Origin of the sequence: Mucilaginibacter sp. SJ, from assembly GCF_028993635.1 — a bacterium.
Classification (GTDB): Bacteria; Bacteroidota; Bacteroidia; order Sphingobacteriales; family Sphingobacteriaceae; genus Mucilaginibacter.
Genome location: NZ_CP118631.1, coordinates 6178842 through 6196672 on the forward strand (window position 1 = coordinate 6178842; position 17831 = coordinate 6196672).

Consider the following 17831-nt stretch of genomic DNA (forward strand, 5'->3'; position numbering starts at 1 on the left):
ATGAAATTTAACAGGATTTTAACAGTTGCTGCAATAGCAGTTTCAGGGATTTTTATAGCCTCATGTTCAAGGCAGGTTACACGCGTTAGCACGGATCAAACTATTGATGTTAGCGGCAACTGGAATAACAGTGACGCACGAATGGCAGCCGATGAGCTTACCGGCAAAATTTTAGGTGCTAACTGGATAGATACTCACCTTAACGAGCACCAGGGTAAACGCCCGGTAGTTATAGTTGGCTTTGTACAAAATAAAAGCCACGAGCATATCGATGCCGAAACATTCTTAACCGATATTGAGAGCTCATTCATCCAATCGCAAAAAGTACGTTTAGTGCAGGGCGGTAAAAAACGTGATGAGTTACGCGCCGAAAAGGCCGATCAGCAAACAAACGCTACGGTATCAAGCATGAAAAAATTTGGCCTGGAAAATGGTGCCGATTATATACTGCAGGGTTCAATCAATTCAATAGTTGATTCGCATAAACGCCAAAAAGTTGTTTACTACCAGGTAAATCTGGAGCTTACCAACATTCAAACAAATGAAGTGGTTTGGATAGGCGAAAAGAAAATTGCCAAATACGTTAAAAACTAAAGCTGGTAAACATCATTGCCCTGAACATGGTACGCCCGTGTTCGGGGCAGTTTGCATTTAATAATGATCAACTTACGTACGCATATTCTCCGGGTATTTTCTTTTATCGGGCTGATGCTTTTTTTATCGGCGTGTTCAACCTATAATCAAAGCGTTGCGCCTTATTATAAAAATGTATCGGCCGGTAATTATCCCCAGGCCGAGAAGGAGCTCGATAATAACAGCCTCATTCAAAAGCCCCGAAATAAGCTCCTTTACCTGATGGAGAAGGGGAGGATCTGCCATTTGAAAGGCGAGTACGAAAATAGTAACAACTACTTTAACCAGGCCGATCAGTTGCTTGATGAAGGTTTGACCAGCGCGTCTGACGCCGCTGTTGGCGTTTTGCTTAATTCAGCATCGCAAAGGTATAAAGGAGAGGATTTTGAAAAGTTCATGATCCATTATTATAAGGCGCTCAATTATTTGTACCTGAATAAAACAGAGGATGCTATTGTTGAAGCCCGTCGTATTACTCTACAGGCTCAGGAACAGGGCGATAAGTATAACAATAAAGACAGCCGTTACTCAAACGACGCGTTTTCGCTGACGTTGCAGGGGATGTTGTATGAAAGCAACAACGATGTAAACAATGCATTTATATCATACAGGAACGCGGCGGAGATCTATCTTAAAAGTCCTGATAAAACTTATTACGGTACCCCGATGCCCGTTGAACTGGAAGAAGACGTGATCCGCACGGCCAAGCTAAACGGCTTCACAACTGAAGCTGACCAGTTTGAAACAACCTTTGGCATTAAATATGAACCTGTAAAACCATCGGAAGGCGGTGAGCTGATATTTTTTTGGGAGAACGGCCTTGCCCCGGTAAAAACGCAGGTCGACCTGTTTTTTAGCCTGATCCGTAATAGCAACGGCGACTTGTTTTTTACGGATGCTGCCGGAGGCCTGGTAATTCCCTTTAATTACGACGGTGACAGGAACAGGGTAAACACCAAGTCGGTTGAAAGTCTACGGGTCGCATTTCCTAAATATGTTGCGCAAACACCATATTATTCAAGCGCAAGTATTTCGGTTAATAACCAGGATGCGTCATTGGTAAAAGCTGAAGATATTAATGAGCTGGCATTTAAAACTTTGCAGCAGCGTGCATTAAAAGAGATGAGCGGGATCCTGTCGCGCCTTGCGGTGAAGAAGATAGCCGAATATTCGATACGTGCTGCTGCCAAAAGTGATGGCAAAACCAACGGGTTATTAGAAGGACTTGGTTATGGCATTCAGCTTTACAGCTTACTATCTGAAAAAGCCGATACCCGTAACTGGCAAAGCTTGCCTGCTTATATTTCTTATGCACGGATCCCTTTGCAAAAAGGAGATAACCAGGTACGTGTTACCCTCAAAAATGCCCAGGGCGCAACTGAAACCAAAACCATTACCATCCAGGGGAATGGCAGGTTGCAGTTTTATAATTATGCTACCTTGCGATAGCTGGCAACAATTATTGAGATTTGTATATAAACAAAAAAGCCATTTGCTGTTCAGGGCAGATGGCTAAGTTATATATTGATAGGGTTTAGGTTCAATATTTAAATACTTTTCTAAATATTTTTTAAAAATAACTTTAATATTTTCTCCTTGAAATACCCCTTTTTCAGTATATTTCAGTGTTTTATGAGTCGCGTTCAAAAAAACTAAAATATCTATTGCAATTAACAGCGCAGTAATCTCGCGTTCGGAGTATTGAACCATCAATAGTTTTCATCCACATATAAGAATGCCAAACCGGGCAGAGATTATTTGATCCGCTCTCGAGGCTTCGTAAAGCAGGTTTAAGCCAGTTGTTTTTCCGTTACCGAGATGAGGTTTACCAGTTGGTTCCCGGCAAGTTCAACAGCGCCGTCATTCTGTATTTCGATGCAGTTTTCGAGATTGGTATTGAGTTCGACAGTGCGGGCTATACGATTGGCTATTTCTTTAGCGTTTTCTCGTCCGCGCCCAACCAGGCGACTTACAATAACTTCGGGGCTCGCAGTTACTAATATTACTATCAGATCGGGGTAGAGCCGCTGTGCAACAGGCAGGTATTCGCGCGAGCCATTAACTACCACATTAAAGCCTTTATTAAGCCAGCTGTTTATTTCCTGCCCTATGCCATAGTATTTATCATGGCTCCCCCAGCTTAAAGCAAACATACCGGCTTTGCTCCTCAATGCGAATTCCTCATTGGTTAAGCTAACGTGATTCTCATTACCCGAAAATGGCGGACGGGTAATATACCGGTGCGCAAATACCACATTTTCCGATCCGTTTATTCGGGTACGGGCGTAATTCATCAGGGTATCTTTGCCGGCGCCGGACGCGCCAATAACATAAAATAACTTGCTCATAATTGGGTGCAAAAACTTTATTGCGAAAGTATCAGGTTGTTTTAATTATAACGTAGGCTAAGGGATTAAAAGTGTAGTGGTGATACCGAAATGATCGCTCGGGTATAAGCCGGTTTCTTCATCAGGCACATTTAATACCACTGCCGAATCAATAAACCGCGGATAATTATCCGTACCAGGTAAGGGCAAAGTAAAGATCTGATCAACACATACCTGTTTGTTGGCTTTGTAATAGGCATCCGTAAGGCTGTATCTCGGCTCTGTACCGTTGCCTTCGGTATAACAATCAGCAGCTTTAGATAATTCACGGAAAGCCATCACCGCTTCCGAATCTGGTGTGGCATTAAAGTCGCCGCAAATAATGTGGTATGGCTTTGGGGTTTCCTCAATAACAAAACCCGCAAGGGCTTCGGCCTGGGCTTTTTTTAGGCTTTTATGCTGTCCCAGGTGTGTAAGATGGGTAGTAGTAACAGTAACTGTTTTTCCCGATGGCAGGTTTACGTTTGTCCGGAACGCTTTACGGTCGTTATCTTCAGCTACTACGGGTAAATCAAAACTCCCGGTTTCGGTAACCGGGTAAACTGATAATATGCCCAGGCCCGATGTACTTTTAACCATCCTGCCTTCAAACAGGCGTTTTTTTGATCGGCCGGGTAAAAAACAGTAATGCATATTTAATTCGGCAGCCAAAAACTTCAAGGTATCGGCATTTGCCTCTTCGCTGTAAAAACATTCCTGGCAAGCTATAACATGGGGTTTTAGTTGTTTAAGTTGTTTGGCAAGTATGCCCATGCGCAGCCGGTACTCACCATCACATTTCCATGTATTTATGGTGACAATTTTAACATTTTCCACTCGGGCAATATCAGCAATCTAAATTATACAATCAACATTCGGTAATTATTAGCTGATAACATCGGCCTGGCGATGCTGATCAGGAGTCTGCCGGTTAACCCATGTAAAATCTACAGTATAAAAGTTATAATTGAGTGTGGCAAGAGGCAAGGTGTTTTCGGTAAACAGGTTTATAAAATCTATTAATTTCACATATAGCAATTTAAATTTAAACCAGTTCATTAGCTTTAGGCTTTGTGCGTCTTGCTTTTAGCCCGTGTATAATTTTATCATAATAAAAAATTAGCGTTATGGATACTTCACTTTTTGAATCGGTTGATCGGTATATAAGTAATTTGTTTGAGGATGAAGACGCGGTGCTGAAAGGTACTTTGAAATCTATGGAAGATGCCGGTATTCCGGGCATCAATGTGTCGGCTAACCAGGGTAAATTTTTACAGGTACTGGCCCGTTTATGCGGTGCAAAAAAGATTTTGGAAATAGGTACGCTTGGCGGTTACAGTACCATTTGGCTGGCCCGCGCGCTGCCTGCCGATGGTTTGCTCATTACGCTTGAACTGGAGCAGGCTTATGCTGATGTTGCCCGCCGGAATATCATCAAAGCCGGTTTGGGCCCTGTGGTTGAAATTAAGGTAGGCAGAGCCATGGAGAGCCTCGCAGCCCTTGATGCCGATGATGATGGCCCGTTTGATATGATCTTTATTGATGCCGATAAACCGCCTTATACCGAATACTTTGAATGGGCGCTTAAGCTTTCCAGGCCAGGTACCCTTATTGTTGCGGACAACGTGATCCGCGAAGGCAAAGTACTTGATGATAACTGTGATGATGAGCGCGTTAGCGGGGTGCAGCGTTTTAATAAAGCGCTTGCTGCTAACCCGCAGGTAACCGCCACCATTATCCAAACGGTAGGTACCAAGGAACATGACGGCATGGCTATAGCTGTTGTGAAGTAATTTAATACCACTTTGGCGGGGCTGTTTCGGTAAACGGAGTGCTCTGCAAACCGTTGGCCCCTTTGCTACAGCTGTGTTTGGACGTACAGAATGTGGTGCATATTTATTTTACATTTTTTAAAACAAAGCAAGTGAAAGCGCATTGCCCTCTCACCTAAATTTTCATTTTTTTTTGAAAGTTTAAAAACTTGTTTATATTTGTGCATGGAATTGGCAGAGGCAAAGTTAAAGTTCATTGAGGCCTGGGGTAAGCTGGGGTCGGAGTGGGGGATTAACCGTACCATGGCCCAGGTACACGCTTTGCTGATGGTCTCGCCGGAGGCTTTAACTACTGAAGAGGTGATGGCCGAGTTAAGCATATCACGCGGTAATGCCAATATGACCCTGCGCGATCTGATTGACTGGGGCCTGGTTGAAAAGCAGCATAAAACCGGTGAGCGTAAGGAGTTTTTTTACGCAGAAAAAGATGTGTGGACTATTGCCCGCCGTGTTGCCGAAGAACGTAAAAAGCGCGAGCTTACCCCTATCATTAAAATACTTGATCAACTGGCAGGGGTGGATGGCGATGCAAAAGATCCGGCTTATAAAACATTTAAAACCACGGTTACTGATATAAATAAACTGGCTAACAATGTGAACAAAACACTTGATACCATGCTCAAGGCCGAAGAAAACTGGTTTTTTGGTTCGATATTGAAAGTATTTAAATAAATTTTTTTACAAATAATTTTCAATTTTTATTGAAAATTCTAAATAATTAATAATAACTAAATCTTTAACATTATGAACTACTTTATTTTAACCTATATTATTTACCTGTTGGCAAGCATAGCATTAACAGTATGGGTGGCCAAAGTGCTGTTTAAAAACGGGCGTATATTTTTAGTGGATATTTTTCACGGCAACAGTGAACTGGCCGATTCTGTGAATAAGCTGCTTGTAGTAGGCTTTTACCTGGTAAATATAGGCTATATGAGCCTGGCCTTAAAGGAGTATGGCAGTATTGCCAGTATGCAGGTAGTGGTTGAAGTACTGAGTTATAAAGTGGGCTGGATAATTTTAATATTGGGCGGTATGCATTTCCTAAACCTTGTCATTTTCTTTAAGCTGCGTAACCGCGCTAAACGGGAAAATGCATTTACTATAAATGCTTAGTTTTCAGTTTTGTTTTGATTTGACGGGGTAGGCGAATATTTGCCTGCTCCGTTTTTTTGCGAAGACGTGTACTGTATATTAGGCGGCACTTCTTAACTGCCTGTTTATACTGTTCAGCAAAACATCAATATCAAAGGGCTTGGCTATAAAATCATCAGGCGAACCCTGGCTGAGCGTACCCGGATTATGGCTTGCCGAAATTAATATAACAGGTATGTTTTTAGTTTCCTGTTGGTTTTTAAGGGTCTTGCAAAGTTCACGGCCATCTAAATTGCCAAGCATAATGTCAAGCAAAATTAAATCGGGTTCATGTTGCTTTATCCGGTCAAACAAATTTCTGCCTTCAGTTAAGGTATCAACCTCATAGCCTGAATCTTCCAGTATATATTTTATGATTTCTAAAATATCTTTGTCGTCGTCCACCGCTAAAATCCGTCGCATAAGTAATCTGTTAAAAAATGTATCAGCAAAAAAAATAAATGGCGATATGGCTTTATACAATATCAGAGAACGTTAAGCAATTTTTATACCAAGTATTATGCGTAACTATCTTAATCCAAATTTGGATTTTATGCGGTTTTATAAGTAAGGCTCTGCAATTCTGTAGTTATGACGATATACAACAGGAGTTTTATTGTATACAAATAAGGTCGGGGTTTTAAAATAACAGTATAAGAGGGATATAAACGCAGGTTACCTGCATTTTTTGAAGTAATAGGGCATCAATACACCCAGTAAAATTGGTTAATTGAAATTATTTGATGAAAACGTGAGCCGACTTTTTACACTTTGCGCAAAAATATTTCCTGACCGGTATAAAAAACAGGACATTTTTCAAAAACCAATTTCTTCGCATCTGGAAGTGGTAAGGGTTTCCGCATTTTGAACAATAATATTTCTTTTTTGACTTGGCTTCGTTTTCTTCCACAAACTTAAAATAACAGGCAGCCAAAATACAATATCTATATTATTGGTGAAGAAGAAAAAAAAGAAAAATACTTTTAGGTAAGTGCTAATTTCTTTTTATGAAATTAATTATCGTAGTACATAGCGTTTGCGCTGGCATTTGTAGCACATGTATCTCTTTAAAGGCAGAAAAAACAAAACTTTTTTCACAAAAAAGCCTCTGGGTACGCGGTTGTCAAGCTCTGATTTACACCTTGGGCATACCGGCGCCTTTTTTACTTCCGTTTTCTCGTGTTCGTTTATTGATAGTACCATAATACAATCAGGGGCTTATTGTATTTAATTAATTGTTTTGCATTAACCTACAAAACAAAGTTAAAATAATTGCTAATATTTTAACTATACTGTTGAAGTATTGATAATTAATCAATTTATACCTTGAAAATGTACCGTATTTGTAAAGCTGAATGCTTTAAGGCGCTTTCTTTGCTTTTTTTATAATTATTACCCCGGTTTGGCAGAAGAAAAAAATGAAATAAAGGTTAAATGGATAATGCAAGGGGGAGGTAAATTGACAGTTGAGGGTGGGACCGCGTTTTTTAAAGCAGGTTATTAACCTTTTCAACAAGTTCGGTCAAATCAAATGGTTTGTTGATTATCGCGTCGCACCCGTAGCTGATGAGCTCATTTTCATTATTCACATAGGCCGAGAATATAATAACAGGGGTATTGCCAAATTTAGGATGTACTTTTATGTTTCGGCAAATTTCGCCGCCATTGGTACCCGCTACCCGGTAATCGAGTATAACAAGATCCGGTTCAAAGCTCTCAATCAGCGGAAGCACATCGGTGCTTATTGATGTGCTTTTAACTTCAAATTGTTCATAAGTAAGGGTTTCATGAACAATATCAAGTATGTCTTGATTGTCATCCAATACTAAAATACGCTTTACCATAATAAAAGTTAAAGAAATAAATGCCGAAAAGGTATTAAAGTATGCGTTAAAATTACAATATCCCGTAAAATAGTGGTTTGGGTTTAATCTTAATCGGATAAAACTTTAATGCAAAATTAAAACTATTTTTTATAAAATTAATAAAACAATGTTATAAATAGCAACATGTTAGTTACACAAACCGCTTGTTTTTAAGTGCAAATGATAACATTAAAAGGCTTATTGATGATTGAGGCCGGGTTATCAAAGCTTTTACCATATAAAAATCCTAAACTCAAATTTTGTTATTACTTTAGTTGGCAGCAGCAGGTGCCCTATACTCAGGTTACACGCCCGCTGGCCACACATAACCTATAACTTAATGGTACTGCTAACTATCTTTTTTTGTATTGTTTTACTGGTGTTGCTGGTGAGCCTGGTAAAAATAAACCCTTTTATTGCCTTCCTCATTGTTTCGATAATTGCGGGTTTGTTGCTTGGCATACCCATTAATAAGGTAACCGCCTCCATTCAAAAAGGCATGGGGGATATTTTAGGTCAGCTGCTCATCATTATTTGCCTGGGTGCTATGCTTGGCAAACTGGTTGCCGTTAGCGGGGCCGCGCAAAAAATAGCGGGTGTACTTGTTGCCGCCGTAGGCGAAAAATATATTCAATGGGCACTTGTTGCAGCCGGGTTTATTATAGGCATTCCGCTGTTTTATGGTATTGGCTTTGTGCTGATGGTGCCGCTTATATTTTCGGTAGTTTATAAATATAAACTGCCTGCTGTTTATATAGGTTTGCCTATGCTGGCCTCGCTATCGGTAACGCATGGTTTTTTGCCCCCGCATCCATCGCCATCGGCATTAGTGGCCTTGTTTCATGCTAATATGGCAACTACCTTTATTTATGGGCTTATGATAGCGGTTCCGGCTATTATACTGGCAGGGCCGGTGTTTGCACAATTCCTTAAAAAAATCCCGTCGGAGCCGCTGGCTACTTTCAGGGCTGAAGAATTACCTGCCGAAAAATTGCCCGGCGCGTTCAATAGCTTTTTTACAGCTTTATTGCCGGTTTTGCTTTTAATGCTTACCGCGTTTTTTCCATACCTTAACATACAGGATCAGGGTGTAGCAAAGTTTATCACATTTCTTGGCGATCCCTCAATTGTTATGCTGATAGCGCTTATGGTTGCCACTTATACTTTAGGTATAAAACAAGGTAAAAGCATGGGGCAGCTTGCGGGCAATTTTACTGATGCGGTGAAGGATGTGGCCTTGATATTATTGATTATAGCAGGGTCGGGCGCGTTTAAAGAAGTTTTAACTGCCAGCGGTGTAAGCGGCCAGATAGCATCGCAACTGCAATCGTTCAATTTGCCGCCGCTGTTATTAGGCTGGGTGATAGCAGCTATTATCCGCGTTAGTTTAGGCTCGGCAACAGTTGCCGGACTAACAGCGGCGGGCATTGTTGCGCCGCTGGTTTTACAAAACCATATTAATCCTAATTTAATGGTATTATCTATCGGTGCCGGCAGTCTGGCATTTTCGCACGTAAATGATTCGGGTTTTTGGCTGTATAAAGAGTATTTTAATTTAAGTATTAAGGATACTATAAAATCATGGTCGTTAATGGAAACGCTTGTTTCTGTTATAGGGCTTGCGGGAGTAACTGTTATTAACCTGTTTGTTAAATAAAAAATATGCTTGTTACTAAAAAACTATCGGTAGGTTTAGCCCTGTTAATTTTTATGCTGATTACCGGCAATGGTGTGTTAGCGCAGCCGGTTACTGCTCCGGGCAGCTATTATACTTCGTTTGATGGTGTTAAAATTCATTATGAAGTAAAAGGCGATGGCTTCCCGGTGATACTGGTACATGGTTTTTCGGGCACGGGCGAAGGCTGGAAAAAAGGACAGCTTTATAATGATCTGTTAACAGCTGGTTATAAAGTGATCATATTAGATCAGCGGGGCAACGGACTGTCGGACAAGCCCCACGATGATGCGGGTTATGCTAACGATGCCGAAGCCAAAGACATTATGGGCCTGGCTACAAGCCTGGGGCTGAAGCGATATGATATTGTTGGATATTCGCGCGGATCGATCATTACTTCGCGCGTGTTTGTGTTGGATAAACGGGTTCAAAAGGCAGTGATGGGTGGCATGGGCGATGCTTATACCAACCCCGAATGGCCGCGAAGGATTCATGCTTATAAGGCTTTAATGGGCGATACCAGCTTTCATGATGTTGATGGGATGATCAAATATATCCACAGTAACCCTTTTGATGAACTTGCTTTAGCCTATCAGCAAAAGTGGCAGCCATCAACCAGCAAACAGGAATTAGCCAGGGTGAAAATCCCGGTACTGCTCATTGACGGAATCGAAGACCATGATAACGGCGACGAGGTTGCCCTTCATAAAATCATTCCCGGCTCAAAGCTTGTTCACGTTCCTGGCGATCATAACAGCGCCAGTCGCACTGCCGAATTTTCAAAAGCTGTAATGACTTTCCTGAAATAACATTGTCAGTTTATATTCAGTTGTTGAATTTTTGAGCTGTTATTTTTGATAGCGGTCTGCTATTTGCATGAGTGTTTGTGTTAACACTTATTAAATACATACCATTATGAAAAAGCTAATGATATATATGTGCGTTTTAATTGGCCTGATGCTATCCATCAGTATTACAGCCAGCGCACAAACCACAAAGAAAAAAGGAATAAGTAAACAAGGTAAAGGTGCAATTATAGGCGGAGCCGGCGGTGCAATTGCCGGTGGCCTTATTACGCATAGTGCAGGCGGCGCTTTAGTTGGCGGCGCGCTTGGTGCCGGAGGCGGTTATATCATAGGTAACGAAGCCCGCCGGCGCGAAGAAAAAAGAAAACGTGCTGCCCGCATTGCCTGGCGCAGGGCCCATCCACATCACCATTATACTACAACTAAAACAACGGTAACTAAGCAAACAACCTATCATTAATTTAAATGGTTGTTATAAAGGCCTGTAGGTTTCAATACTTACAGGCCTTTTTTATTTAAATTAAAATTTAGCTAAATTGAAGCGATTGACCTGTTTTATCCGTTATTAAACTTATTAACGGCCAAACAGCAGGGCAATATTTTCCGTTTAAAGCACGATGGTAAAAAGAGTATCTGTAATAGTTTTATGTTTGATTCCGGCAATGATGCTGGCTCAGGAGCCGGTTACAGATACCATTAGCATAAAAAAAGATACAGTACCTCAGCGGGATGTTATTGACATTGTACGTTCGCTTTTTAAAATAAAACCCCGGCACCAGGCAACTGAACGAAAGAAGATCTACTTTTCTGTTTTTCCCACGTCTACAACTGACGGGCGAAGTGGAGGAAAAGCATTGTTTACTTCAACAACAGCAGGGTTCTACCTCGGCGATGAGGCTACTACCAATTTATCAAGCTTTACTTTTACTCCTTATTTTAATTTGAAAGGAAGGTATGGTTTGCCTATCCGGTCAAATATCTGGCTTAATAATAACGAGTGGAATATACAGGGCGATACCCGGCTGATGGTTTATCCGCAATATACCTGGGGCTTAGGTGGTAATCAGGGTCAGGAAGATAAGTTTTTAGTAAACTACAATTACCTCCGCTTTTATCAAAGTGTATTAAAACAGGTTAAGCCGTACTTTTATGCTGGTTTGGGTTATAATTTGGATTATTATATGGATATTGAAAGCAACGGCGATCAAAACCTGCGTAAGTTCACCGGCTATAAATATGGCACCGCTGCCGATCAGGATGCTTTTTCATCGGGTATAACACTCAATTTATTATACGATTCGCGCAAAAACTCTATTAATCCATTGCCCGGGGCTTATGCCAACGTAGTTTACCGGGTTAACGCCAAGGCTTTTGGAAGCCATACCGACTGGCGGTCATTATATATCGACATGCGTAAATATGTGCAGTTAACCAACTCGGGGCCTAAAAACGTGCTGGCTTTCTGGGCCTATTACTGGACAACACTTACCCCTCGTACACCATATCTTAACCTGCCAAGCCTTGGCTGGGAGCCTTATCAGCGATCGGGCAGGGGCTTTCCGCAAAGCCGTTACCGCGGCGACAGGCTGGTATATTTTGAAACTGAATACCGCCGTGATATCACCCGCAATGGTTTATTGGGCTTTGTGGTATTTGCCAATGTAAACTCCGTTACCGAGCCCGAAAACCATGCCTTTGTATACTGGCACCCGGCCGCCGGCACAGGCCTGCGTTTTAAGTTCAATAAAAAAGCGGGAACCAATATCAGTCTTGATTATGGCGTAAGCAAAAACTTCTCATCAATAAGTCTTAATTTAGGCGAGGCGTTTTGATGCTTCGGTTCATAGATTATGGATCATGGTTCATAGAATTTTAGCATGACCATTATATATTGTGTGCCCCATTCACAGCTATGAACTATCAACCATGAACCATCAACTAACTAACACACACGTATGACCAAACAAAAATATATAGTACTGATCCTCATATTGGGTTCACTTACGGCGCTTGGCCCTTTTTCTATCGATATGTACCTGCCAGGCTTTAAAGCCATAGCTAAATACCTGCATACAAGTACCGATGAGGTAGCGCTATCATTATCGAGCTATTTTATCGGCATCGCCGCCGGGCAATTGCTTTATGGACCTTTGCTCGACAGGTTTGGCCGTAAAAACCCCTTATACTGGGGGCTTGGACTTTACATCGTGTCATCAATGGGATGTTTTTTCTCTTCATCGCTCGAAATGCTTATTGCACTGCGTTTTTTTCAGGCGGTGGGCAGCTGTGCGGCAAGTGTAGCCGCCATGGCCATGGTGCGCGATTTGTTCCCGGTTGAGGATAATGCCAAAGTATTTTCGTTGCTGATCCTGGTACTTGGTGCATCGCCAATGCTGGCCCCTACCGTAGGCAGTTATATCACCGCGGCTTTTGAATGGCAGATCATTTTCCTGGTGTTAACTATTATAGCGGTGCTGATATTATTGGCCGTCATATTCTGGCTCCCCGAAAGCTATCAGCCCGATCCTGCTTATTCTTTAAAGCCAGGGCCAATTATTGGTCATTTTATAACGGTTTTAAAGGATGCGCAGTTCGTCACTTATGCCATAGGCGGCGCGTTCGCTTTCGCGGGCTTGTTTGCCTATGTTTCGTCATCGCCTATCGTGTTTATTGAGGGCTTTAAAGTAAGCGAAACACAGTTCGGCTGGATCTTTGCCGGGCTTTCGGTAGGGTTTATCGGTTCAAGTCAGCTAAACAGCGTACTGATAAAAAAATACAAAAGCGAACAAATGATAGGCGCATCGCTTATTTTAATGGTGATCATCTCCACGGTGTTTTTGGCGGGTTCATTAAATCATTGGTTCGGGATAGGTGGTACTATAGCCATGATATTTGGAGTGTTATGCTGTGTTGGCATTTGCGCCCCAAACACATCGGCATTATCCCTTGCTCCCTTCACTAAAAATGCCGGTTCGGCTTCTGCAATATTAGGCGCATCGCAAATGGCCGTGGGGGCCTTGTCATCCATCGGTATTTCAGTAATAAAACAACATAGTTCGCTGCCCATGGCGGCGGTTATGGCGGCCTCATCAATTTTGGCACTCCTGATTGTATTTATTGGCAAGCGGTTTATAAAAAACAAGGTTGAAGCCGGTGGAGATGTTGTTGCGGCACATTGAACCTTGATTTTTAGGATTGAAGGATTCGCATGCTTTTAAATTACTTGTAAGTGCAGGCCGCAAGGCTGTACCTTGTGGCCTGCAAGCAAAGAATTAACTGATTTAAAATTTGCTTGCCCGCAAAGCCGTAACCTTTGAGCCTTCGGGGCCGGTACTTTCAAAAACTATCTTATTTTCGGTTAGTTCCGAAACGTAAAAAACGAAATTACGGGTTTTGCCATCAGGGAGTTTCTCGGTTACATTCATGTTGCTTCCATTCAGCGTAAAACTACCGTGCGATAGGAATTTGCCGCCCCATACAATCAGGAATTTCATTTCGGGCGTAAACTGGATATAAGGTACGTTGGCATCCAGCTCGGCCTGTTTTACGGTATCTGGCGGACTGGCATTTGGATGCTCGATTTTTATATATTTCCATTTGCCGGTAAGGGTCCTAACCGAAACTTCGGGTTTACATGATGCTATAAAAAGCAACACAACAGCAAACAATAAAAAGCCTTGTTTTATCATAACAGAAAAATGTTTGGATAAAACTATACAATTGCTTTTAAAATTGAAAGCGAAGGCTTAGTCTTTAGTCTAAAGCCGTAAGTCTTAAATTCAAAATATAAAGAAGAAAGAAACTTCGAACTTCTGACTTCGAACTTCCGACTAAACCTATTTCTTCGTGGCTTTCCTGGTACGCTCTTCGGCTTGCTTCACTTCGTCTTTTTCACTTAGCGGGCCCTCGGTTTTGATCTCTTTGGCTTTCTGTCCACCCGCTTTTGCCGGACTTATCCTGGTACCTTCTTTTTTGATGTCTTTGGGGATACTCATAGCGGTAATGTTAAGTATTCATTAAATAATAGGATACTTATTTAACTACACCTGTTGTAAAATGTTTCCTGAAAATCATTTTAAAATTTACTTTCTGTGTATCAATTAATTACATGTACTTGACGTTGGACGTAAAATATTTTTAAGATTTTTCGTAACAAAGCATAGTTGCAACTGTCTTAATGACACTATATAGCCAAGGTACTCTTCCAGGTAAGCTATAAGTATTGTGAGGGCCCGCACCTTAAGGGTTCCGTTAAAAAAATCAAAAACAATCTTTAAAAAAATGGACAATCTAATTGTTAGTCTGTGGTGGGTTATACCCGTCATAGTGTTATTGCTGATGTACAAATTTGTTTTGCGCGTGTTTTGCGGCATGGTTATCGTTCCGGACGACCGTATCGGACTGGTGATCAAAAAGTTTGCCCTTACAGGTAATAGCCGCCTGCCCGACGGCCGTATCATAGCCACCCAGGGCGAAGCCGGTATGCAGGCTAAAGCGCTTGCTCCGGGCTTATACTGGAAAATGTGGCCATGGCAATACACCATAGTCATGCAACCTTTTACCATCATTGAGCAGGGCAAGCTTGGCCTTGTGAAAGCTAAAGACGGAGCTCCGTTTGATACCGGTCGTGTACTGGGTAAACCGGTTGAGTGTGATAAGTTTCAGGATGCTATTGCCTTTTTAAATAATAATGGCCAGAAAGGCCCGCAGGCCGCTTTTCTTACACCGGGTAGCTACCGTATCAATGCCTTTTTGTTTGATATTGAGATGGTGCCTATCACGCAGATCCACGAAAACAAGGTAGGTATTATTACCACTTTGGATGGTGAACCATTGAATAAAGGTGAGATAGCCGGCGAATCGGTACATGGACACAAAAACTACCAGGACCCGATAGCTTTTATCAACGCAGGTGGCCGTAAAGGTTTGCAGGAGGATGTGATCCTGGCCGGTACCTATTACCTTAACCCCTGGTTTGTGAGCGTTGAGCAGGTAGATATGATCTACATACCTATTGGTTATGTGGGGGTTGTGAACTCGTTCGTAGGCCCCGAAGGTAAGGATACCAGCGGTGATAACTTTAAGCATGGTAATATTGTTAAACGCAACGAAAAAGGTGTTTGGGACGAACCGCTCGACCCCGGTAAGCACCCGGTAAACATCTATACCCACGCCGTTGAAATTGTACCCACAACCAACATCGTATTAAACTGGGCCGATAGCCGTACCGAATCGCACGAACTGGATAAGAACCTGTGTACCATTACGGTAAGATCAAGTGATGGTTTTACTTTTAATCTGGATGTGTCACAGATCATTCACGTGCCACGTAACGAAGCACCAAAAGTGATAGCAAGGTTTGGTAAAATGAAAAACCTGGTATCGCAGGTACTGGAACCAACCATTGCCAACTACTTCCGTAACTCGGCCCAAAAAAGTGATGTGATCGGCTTCCTGGCCAATCGTATCCAAAGGCAAACTGATGCCCGCGAACATATTGGCCGGGTACTGGAAACCTACAACGTAATTGGGGTGGACACCCTGATAGGTGACATAGTACCTCCTGCCGCCCTGATGAAAACCCTTACCGACCGTAAGCTGGCCGAAGAGGAAAAGGTTACTTACGAGATACAGCGCCACGCGCAAATTGAGCGTAAGGAGTTTGAAAGCGCCCGTGCCGGTGCCGATATGCAACCTGAAGTAGTAAAATCAACCCGCCAGGTTGAGATTAACACCCAGATGGCCGCTTCAAGGGTTGCCGCATCAAAAGGTGAGGCCGAAGCTAAAACCATCAACGCCAAAGCCGATGCTGAGGTAAGGATTACGATAGCCAAGGCCGATGCCGAAGCCAAAACCGTGAATGCTAAGGCTGACGCTAATGCTACCGAAGTAAATGGTATGGCCGAAGGTGCCAAGATCAAAGCCATAGGTTTATCAGAAGCCGAGGTTACCAAACAAAAAACCGAAGCCATGGGTACCGAACAATATGCTATAGTACGTGTAGCCGAAGCTTTGGCTGCTGCAGGTATCAGGTTAGTGCCTGAGATATTGGTAAGCGGCAAAGAGGGCGGCAGCGGCGGTATGATTGATGCCCTGATAGGCACCGAAATGCTCAAAAAACTACAGATCGAAAACCAGGGTAAAGGCGGTGCCACCACTAAAGGCGAATAATTAAAATAGATGCATAAAAATTAAAGGTTGATTATGTAATCCCTTCAAATTATGCATCATGACAAAGGTTTGTGATGAGAGATTTTTAAGGAAGAGTACAAAAAACTCAAAATCCTAAACCTTTTTATTGAAGAGATCAGTGGTTGGAGGTTGGTAATTAAATGCCACCACCGGCCAAAGATAATACGTTCTTTATACCTAAACCTTTTTTAAGTGATCAGAGGTTGGAGATTATGGATTGGTTGCTGTGATAGTATCTGGCTTTATGATTCAACCGCTCTGATTTAATTGACGAGGCTTTTAACCTAAACCGATCAATGAGCAAAGGCATCCCGCGAGGGGATGCCTTTTGTGTTTTTATAAGGTAAAGAATCAACGGAATTATAGAAATCAAACCAATCAACGGTTACAGGTCGCTTAGTTTAAATGTGTCCTTAACCCTGATGCCTTTTTCTGTTTGCTGTAAAGTGCAGCATTCATTAACCGGGTCGTGCTCAAAGTATAGTATGTATTCTTTTTCCAGTGCCTCGTTTAAAAAAAGCTTTTTCTCAGTCAGCGTTTGGAGCGGGAACATATCATAAGCCATTACGTAGGGGATAGGCAGGTGCCCGACAGATGGCAGCAGATCGGCCATGTACAGGATCTGTTTCCCTTTATAATTAATGAGCGGCAGCATCATTGATTCGGTATGGCCGGATACAAAGCGGATCTCAAAATCTTTCATAAAGTTGATACCATCTTTTGCATCAACAAATTTTAGCTGACCGCTTTCCTGTATCGGAATGATGTTTTCTCTGAAAAAAGAAGCTTTTTCCCGTTCATTAGGGTGTACGGCCCAATCCCAGTGTTTTGGGTTACTCCAGTAGGTAGCGTTTTTAAAGGCAGGGAGCAGGTCTTCGCCATCGCGTACAACGGCACCGCCAACATGGTCAAAGTGCAGGTGGGTTAAAAATACGTCGGTAATATCACCGCGATGAAAACCGAGCGAAGCCAATGAACTATCCAGGCTTGCATTACCGTGAAGATAGTAGTGGCTAAAAAACTTTTCGCTTTGCTTGTTGCCTATTCCGGTATCGACCAATATCAACCTGTTTTCATGTTCAACCAGCAGGCAGCGCATGGCCCAGGTGCAAAGGTTGTTTTCATCGGCAGGATTGGTTTTGTTCCAGATGGTTTTTGGAACAACGCCAAACATAGCTCCGCCGTCTAATTTAAAAAAGCCGGTATCGATGGTGTGTAGTTTCATTTTAGTTCATGGTTGATGGTTCATAGTCTATAGTCGATGGTCCATAGTCGATGGTCCATAGATAATGGGCGTGACTTATAATGTGCTGATAGGGCTAAATTAG

Annotated in this window: 19 protein-coding genes; 11 read left to right on the forward strand and 8 right to left on the reverse strand. The window is 42.3% G+C overall.

What is annotated here, in order from left to right; all coding sequences use genetic code 11:
• Together MusilaSJ_RS25385 and MusilaSJ_RS25390 are read left to right on the forward strand one after the other, a co-directional pair.
• The gene (locus tag MusilaSJ_RS25385) at positions 1-594 is read left to right on the forward strand and encodes a penicillin-binding protein activator LpoB (RefSeq protein ID WP_090533063.1); all 594 of its coding nucleotides are present in this window, start codon (positions 1-3) and stop codon (positions 592-594) included.
• Between the two features lie 63 nt (positions 595-657).
• Positions 658-2082, forward strand: a complete 1425-nt coding sequence (locus tag MusilaSJ_RS25390; RefSeq protein ID WP_274987552.1) for a COG3014 family protein — start codon at positions 658-660, stop codon at positions 2080-2082.
• 341 nt (positions 2083-2423) lie between these two features.
• Here the strand turns inward: MusilaSJ_RS25390 and phnN are convergent, their stop codons facing one another.
• Genes phnN through MusilaSJ_RS25405 form a run of 3 tightly spaced genes read right to left on the reverse strand, consistent with a single transcriptional unit; the run spans position 2424 to position 4058 of the window.
• Positions 2424-2981, reverse strand: coding sequence for a phosphonate metabolism protein/1,5-bisphosphokinase (PRPP-forming) PhnN (phnN, locus tag MusilaSJ_RS25395; protein WP_274987553.1), 558 nt, complete (start codon positions 2979-2981; stop codon positions 2424-2426).
• 57 nt (positions 2982-3038) lie between these two features.
• The gene (locus MusilaSJ_RS25400; protein WP_274987554.1) at positions 3039-3836 is read right to left on the reverse strand and encodes an endonuclease/exonuclease/phosphatase family protein; all 798 of its coding nucleotides are present in this window, start codon (positions 3834-3836) and stop codon (positions 3039-3041) included.
• 48 nt (positions 3837-3884) lie between these two features.
• On the reverse strand, positions 3885-4058 hold the full coding sequence (locus tag MusilaSJ_RS25405; protein WP_274987555.1) for a hypothetical protein: 174 nt from the start codon (positions 4056-4058) through the stop codon (positions 3885-3887).
• A gap of 68 nt (positions 4059-4126) precedes the next feature.
• Between MusilaSJ_RS25405 and MusilaSJ_RS25410 the strand changes: the two genes are divergently transcribed.
• The 3 genes from MusilaSJ_RS25410 to MusilaSJ_RS25420 all read left to right on the forward strand — a co-directional run bounded on the left by MusilaSJ_RS25410 (position 4127) and on the right by MusilaSJ_RS25420 (position 5947).
• Positions 4127-4792, forward strand: a complete 666-nt coding sequence (locus MusilaSJ_RS25410) for an O-methyltransferase (protein WP_274987556.1) — start codon at positions 4127-4129, stop codon at positions 4790-4792.
• A gap of 204 nt (positions 4793-4996) precedes the next feature.
• Complete coding sequence (locus MusilaSJ_RS25415) at positions 4997-5503, forward strand: GbsR/MarR family transcriptional regulator (RefSeq protein WP_274987557.1); 507 nt, start codon at positions 4997-4999, stop codon at positions 5501-5503.
• A gap of 72 nt (positions 5504-5575) precedes the next feature.
• On the forward strand, positions 5576-5947 hold the full coding sequence (locus MusilaSJ_RS25420; RefSeq protein ID WP_274987558.1) for a hypothetical protein: 372 nt from the start codon (positions 5576-5578) through the stop codon (positions 5945-5947).
• A 78-nt stretch (positions 5948-6025) separates the two neighbouring features.
• Here MusilaSJ_RS25420 and MusilaSJ_RS25425 read toward each other — a convergent pair whose 3' ends face one another.
• Both MusilaSJ_RS25425 and MusilaSJ_RS25430 read right to left on the reverse strand, forming a co-directional pair.
• Positions 6026-6388, reverse strand: a complete 363-nt coding sequence (locus tag MusilaSJ_RS25425) for a response regulator (protein WP_274987559.1) — start codon at positions 6386-6388, stop codon at positions 6026-6028.
• Between the two features lie 1064 nt (positions 6389-7452).
• A complete protein-coding gene (locus MusilaSJ_RS25430) occupies positions 7453-7809 on the reverse strand; it encodes a response regulator (RefSeq protein WP_274987560.1) in 357 nt (118 codons plus the stop codon).
• A 361-nt stretch (positions 7810-8170) separates the two neighbouring features.
• Here MusilaSJ_RS25430 and MusilaSJ_RS25435 point away from each other — a divergent pair, with 361 nt between their 5' ends.
• The 5 genes from MusilaSJ_RS25435 to MusilaSJ_RS25455 all read left to right on the forward strand — a co-directional run bounded on the left by MusilaSJ_RS25435 (position 8171) and on the right by MusilaSJ_RS25455 (position 13490).
• Positions 8171-9487: a gluconate:H+ symporter gene (locus MusilaSJ_RS25435; protein WP_274987561.1), complete on the forward strand. Its 1317-nt coding sequence runs from the start codon at positions 8171-8173 to the stop codon at positions 9485-9487.
• Between the two features lie 5 nt (positions 9488-9492).
• Complete coding sequence (locus MusilaSJ_RS25440) at positions 9493-10314, forward strand: alpha/beta fold hydrolase (protein ID WP_274987562.1); 822 nt, start codon at positions 9493-9495, stop codon at positions 10312-10314.
• Between the two features lie 106 nt (positions 10315-10420).
• Positions 10421-10771, forward strand: a complete 351-nt coding sequence (locus tag MusilaSJ_RS25445) for a YMGG-like glycine zipper-containing protein (protein ID WP_274987563.1) — start codon at positions 10421-10423, stop codon at positions 10769-10771.
• Positions 10772-10928: 157 nt separating this feature from the next.
• Positions 10929-12143 carry a BamA/TamA family outer membrane protein gene (locus tag MusilaSJ_RS25450; RefSeq protein ID WP_274987564.1) on the forward strand — a complete coding sequence of 405 codons (1215 nt, stop codon included), beginning with the start codon at positions 10929-10931 and terminating at the stop codon, positions 12141-12143.
• A gap of 123 nt (positions 12144-12266) precedes the next feature.
• Positions 12267-13490 carry a multidrug effflux MFS transporter gene (locus MusilaSJ_RS25455; protein WP_274987565.1) on the forward strand — a complete coding sequence of 408 codons (1224 nt, stop codon included), beginning with the start codon at positions 12267-12269 and terminating at the stop codon, positions 13488-13490.
• Between the two features lie 102 nt (positions 13491-13592).
• On the opposite strand, the gene MusilaSJ_RS25460 is transcribed toward MusilaSJ_RS25455, so the two are convergent.
• Together MusilaSJ_RS25460 and MusilaSJ_RS25465 are read right to left on the reverse strand one after the other, a co-directional pair.
• A complete protein-coding gene (locus tag MusilaSJ_RS25460; RefSeq protein WP_274987566.1) occupies positions 13593-14000 on the reverse strand; it encodes a hypothetical protein in 408 nt (135 codons plus the stop codon).
• Between the two features lie 147 nt (positions 14001-14147).
• Positions 14148-14306, reverse strand: a complete 159-nt coding sequence (locus MusilaSJ_RS25465; RefSeq protein ID WP_274987567.1) for a hypothetical protein — start codon at positions 14304-14306, stop codon at positions 14148-14150.
• 286 nt (positions 14307-14592) lie between these two features.
• Here MusilaSJ_RS25465 and MusilaSJ_RS25470 point away from each other — a divergent pair, with 286 nt between their 5' ends.
• Positions 14593-16482, forward strand: coding sequence for an SPFH domain-containing protein (locus tag MusilaSJ_RS25470; protein WP_176628347.1), 1890 nt, complete (start codon positions 14593-14595; stop codon positions 16480-16482).
• Positions 16483-16888: 406 nt separating this feature from the next.
• On the opposite strand, the gene MusilaSJ_RS25475 is transcribed toward MusilaSJ_RS25470, so the two are convergent.
• Entirely contained in the window at positions 16889-17728 is an 840-nt protein-coding gene (locus tag MusilaSJ_RS25475) for an MBL fold metallo-hydrolase (RefSeq protein WP_274987568.1), read from the reverse strand.
• Positions 17729-17831: the final 103 nt, after the last annotated feature.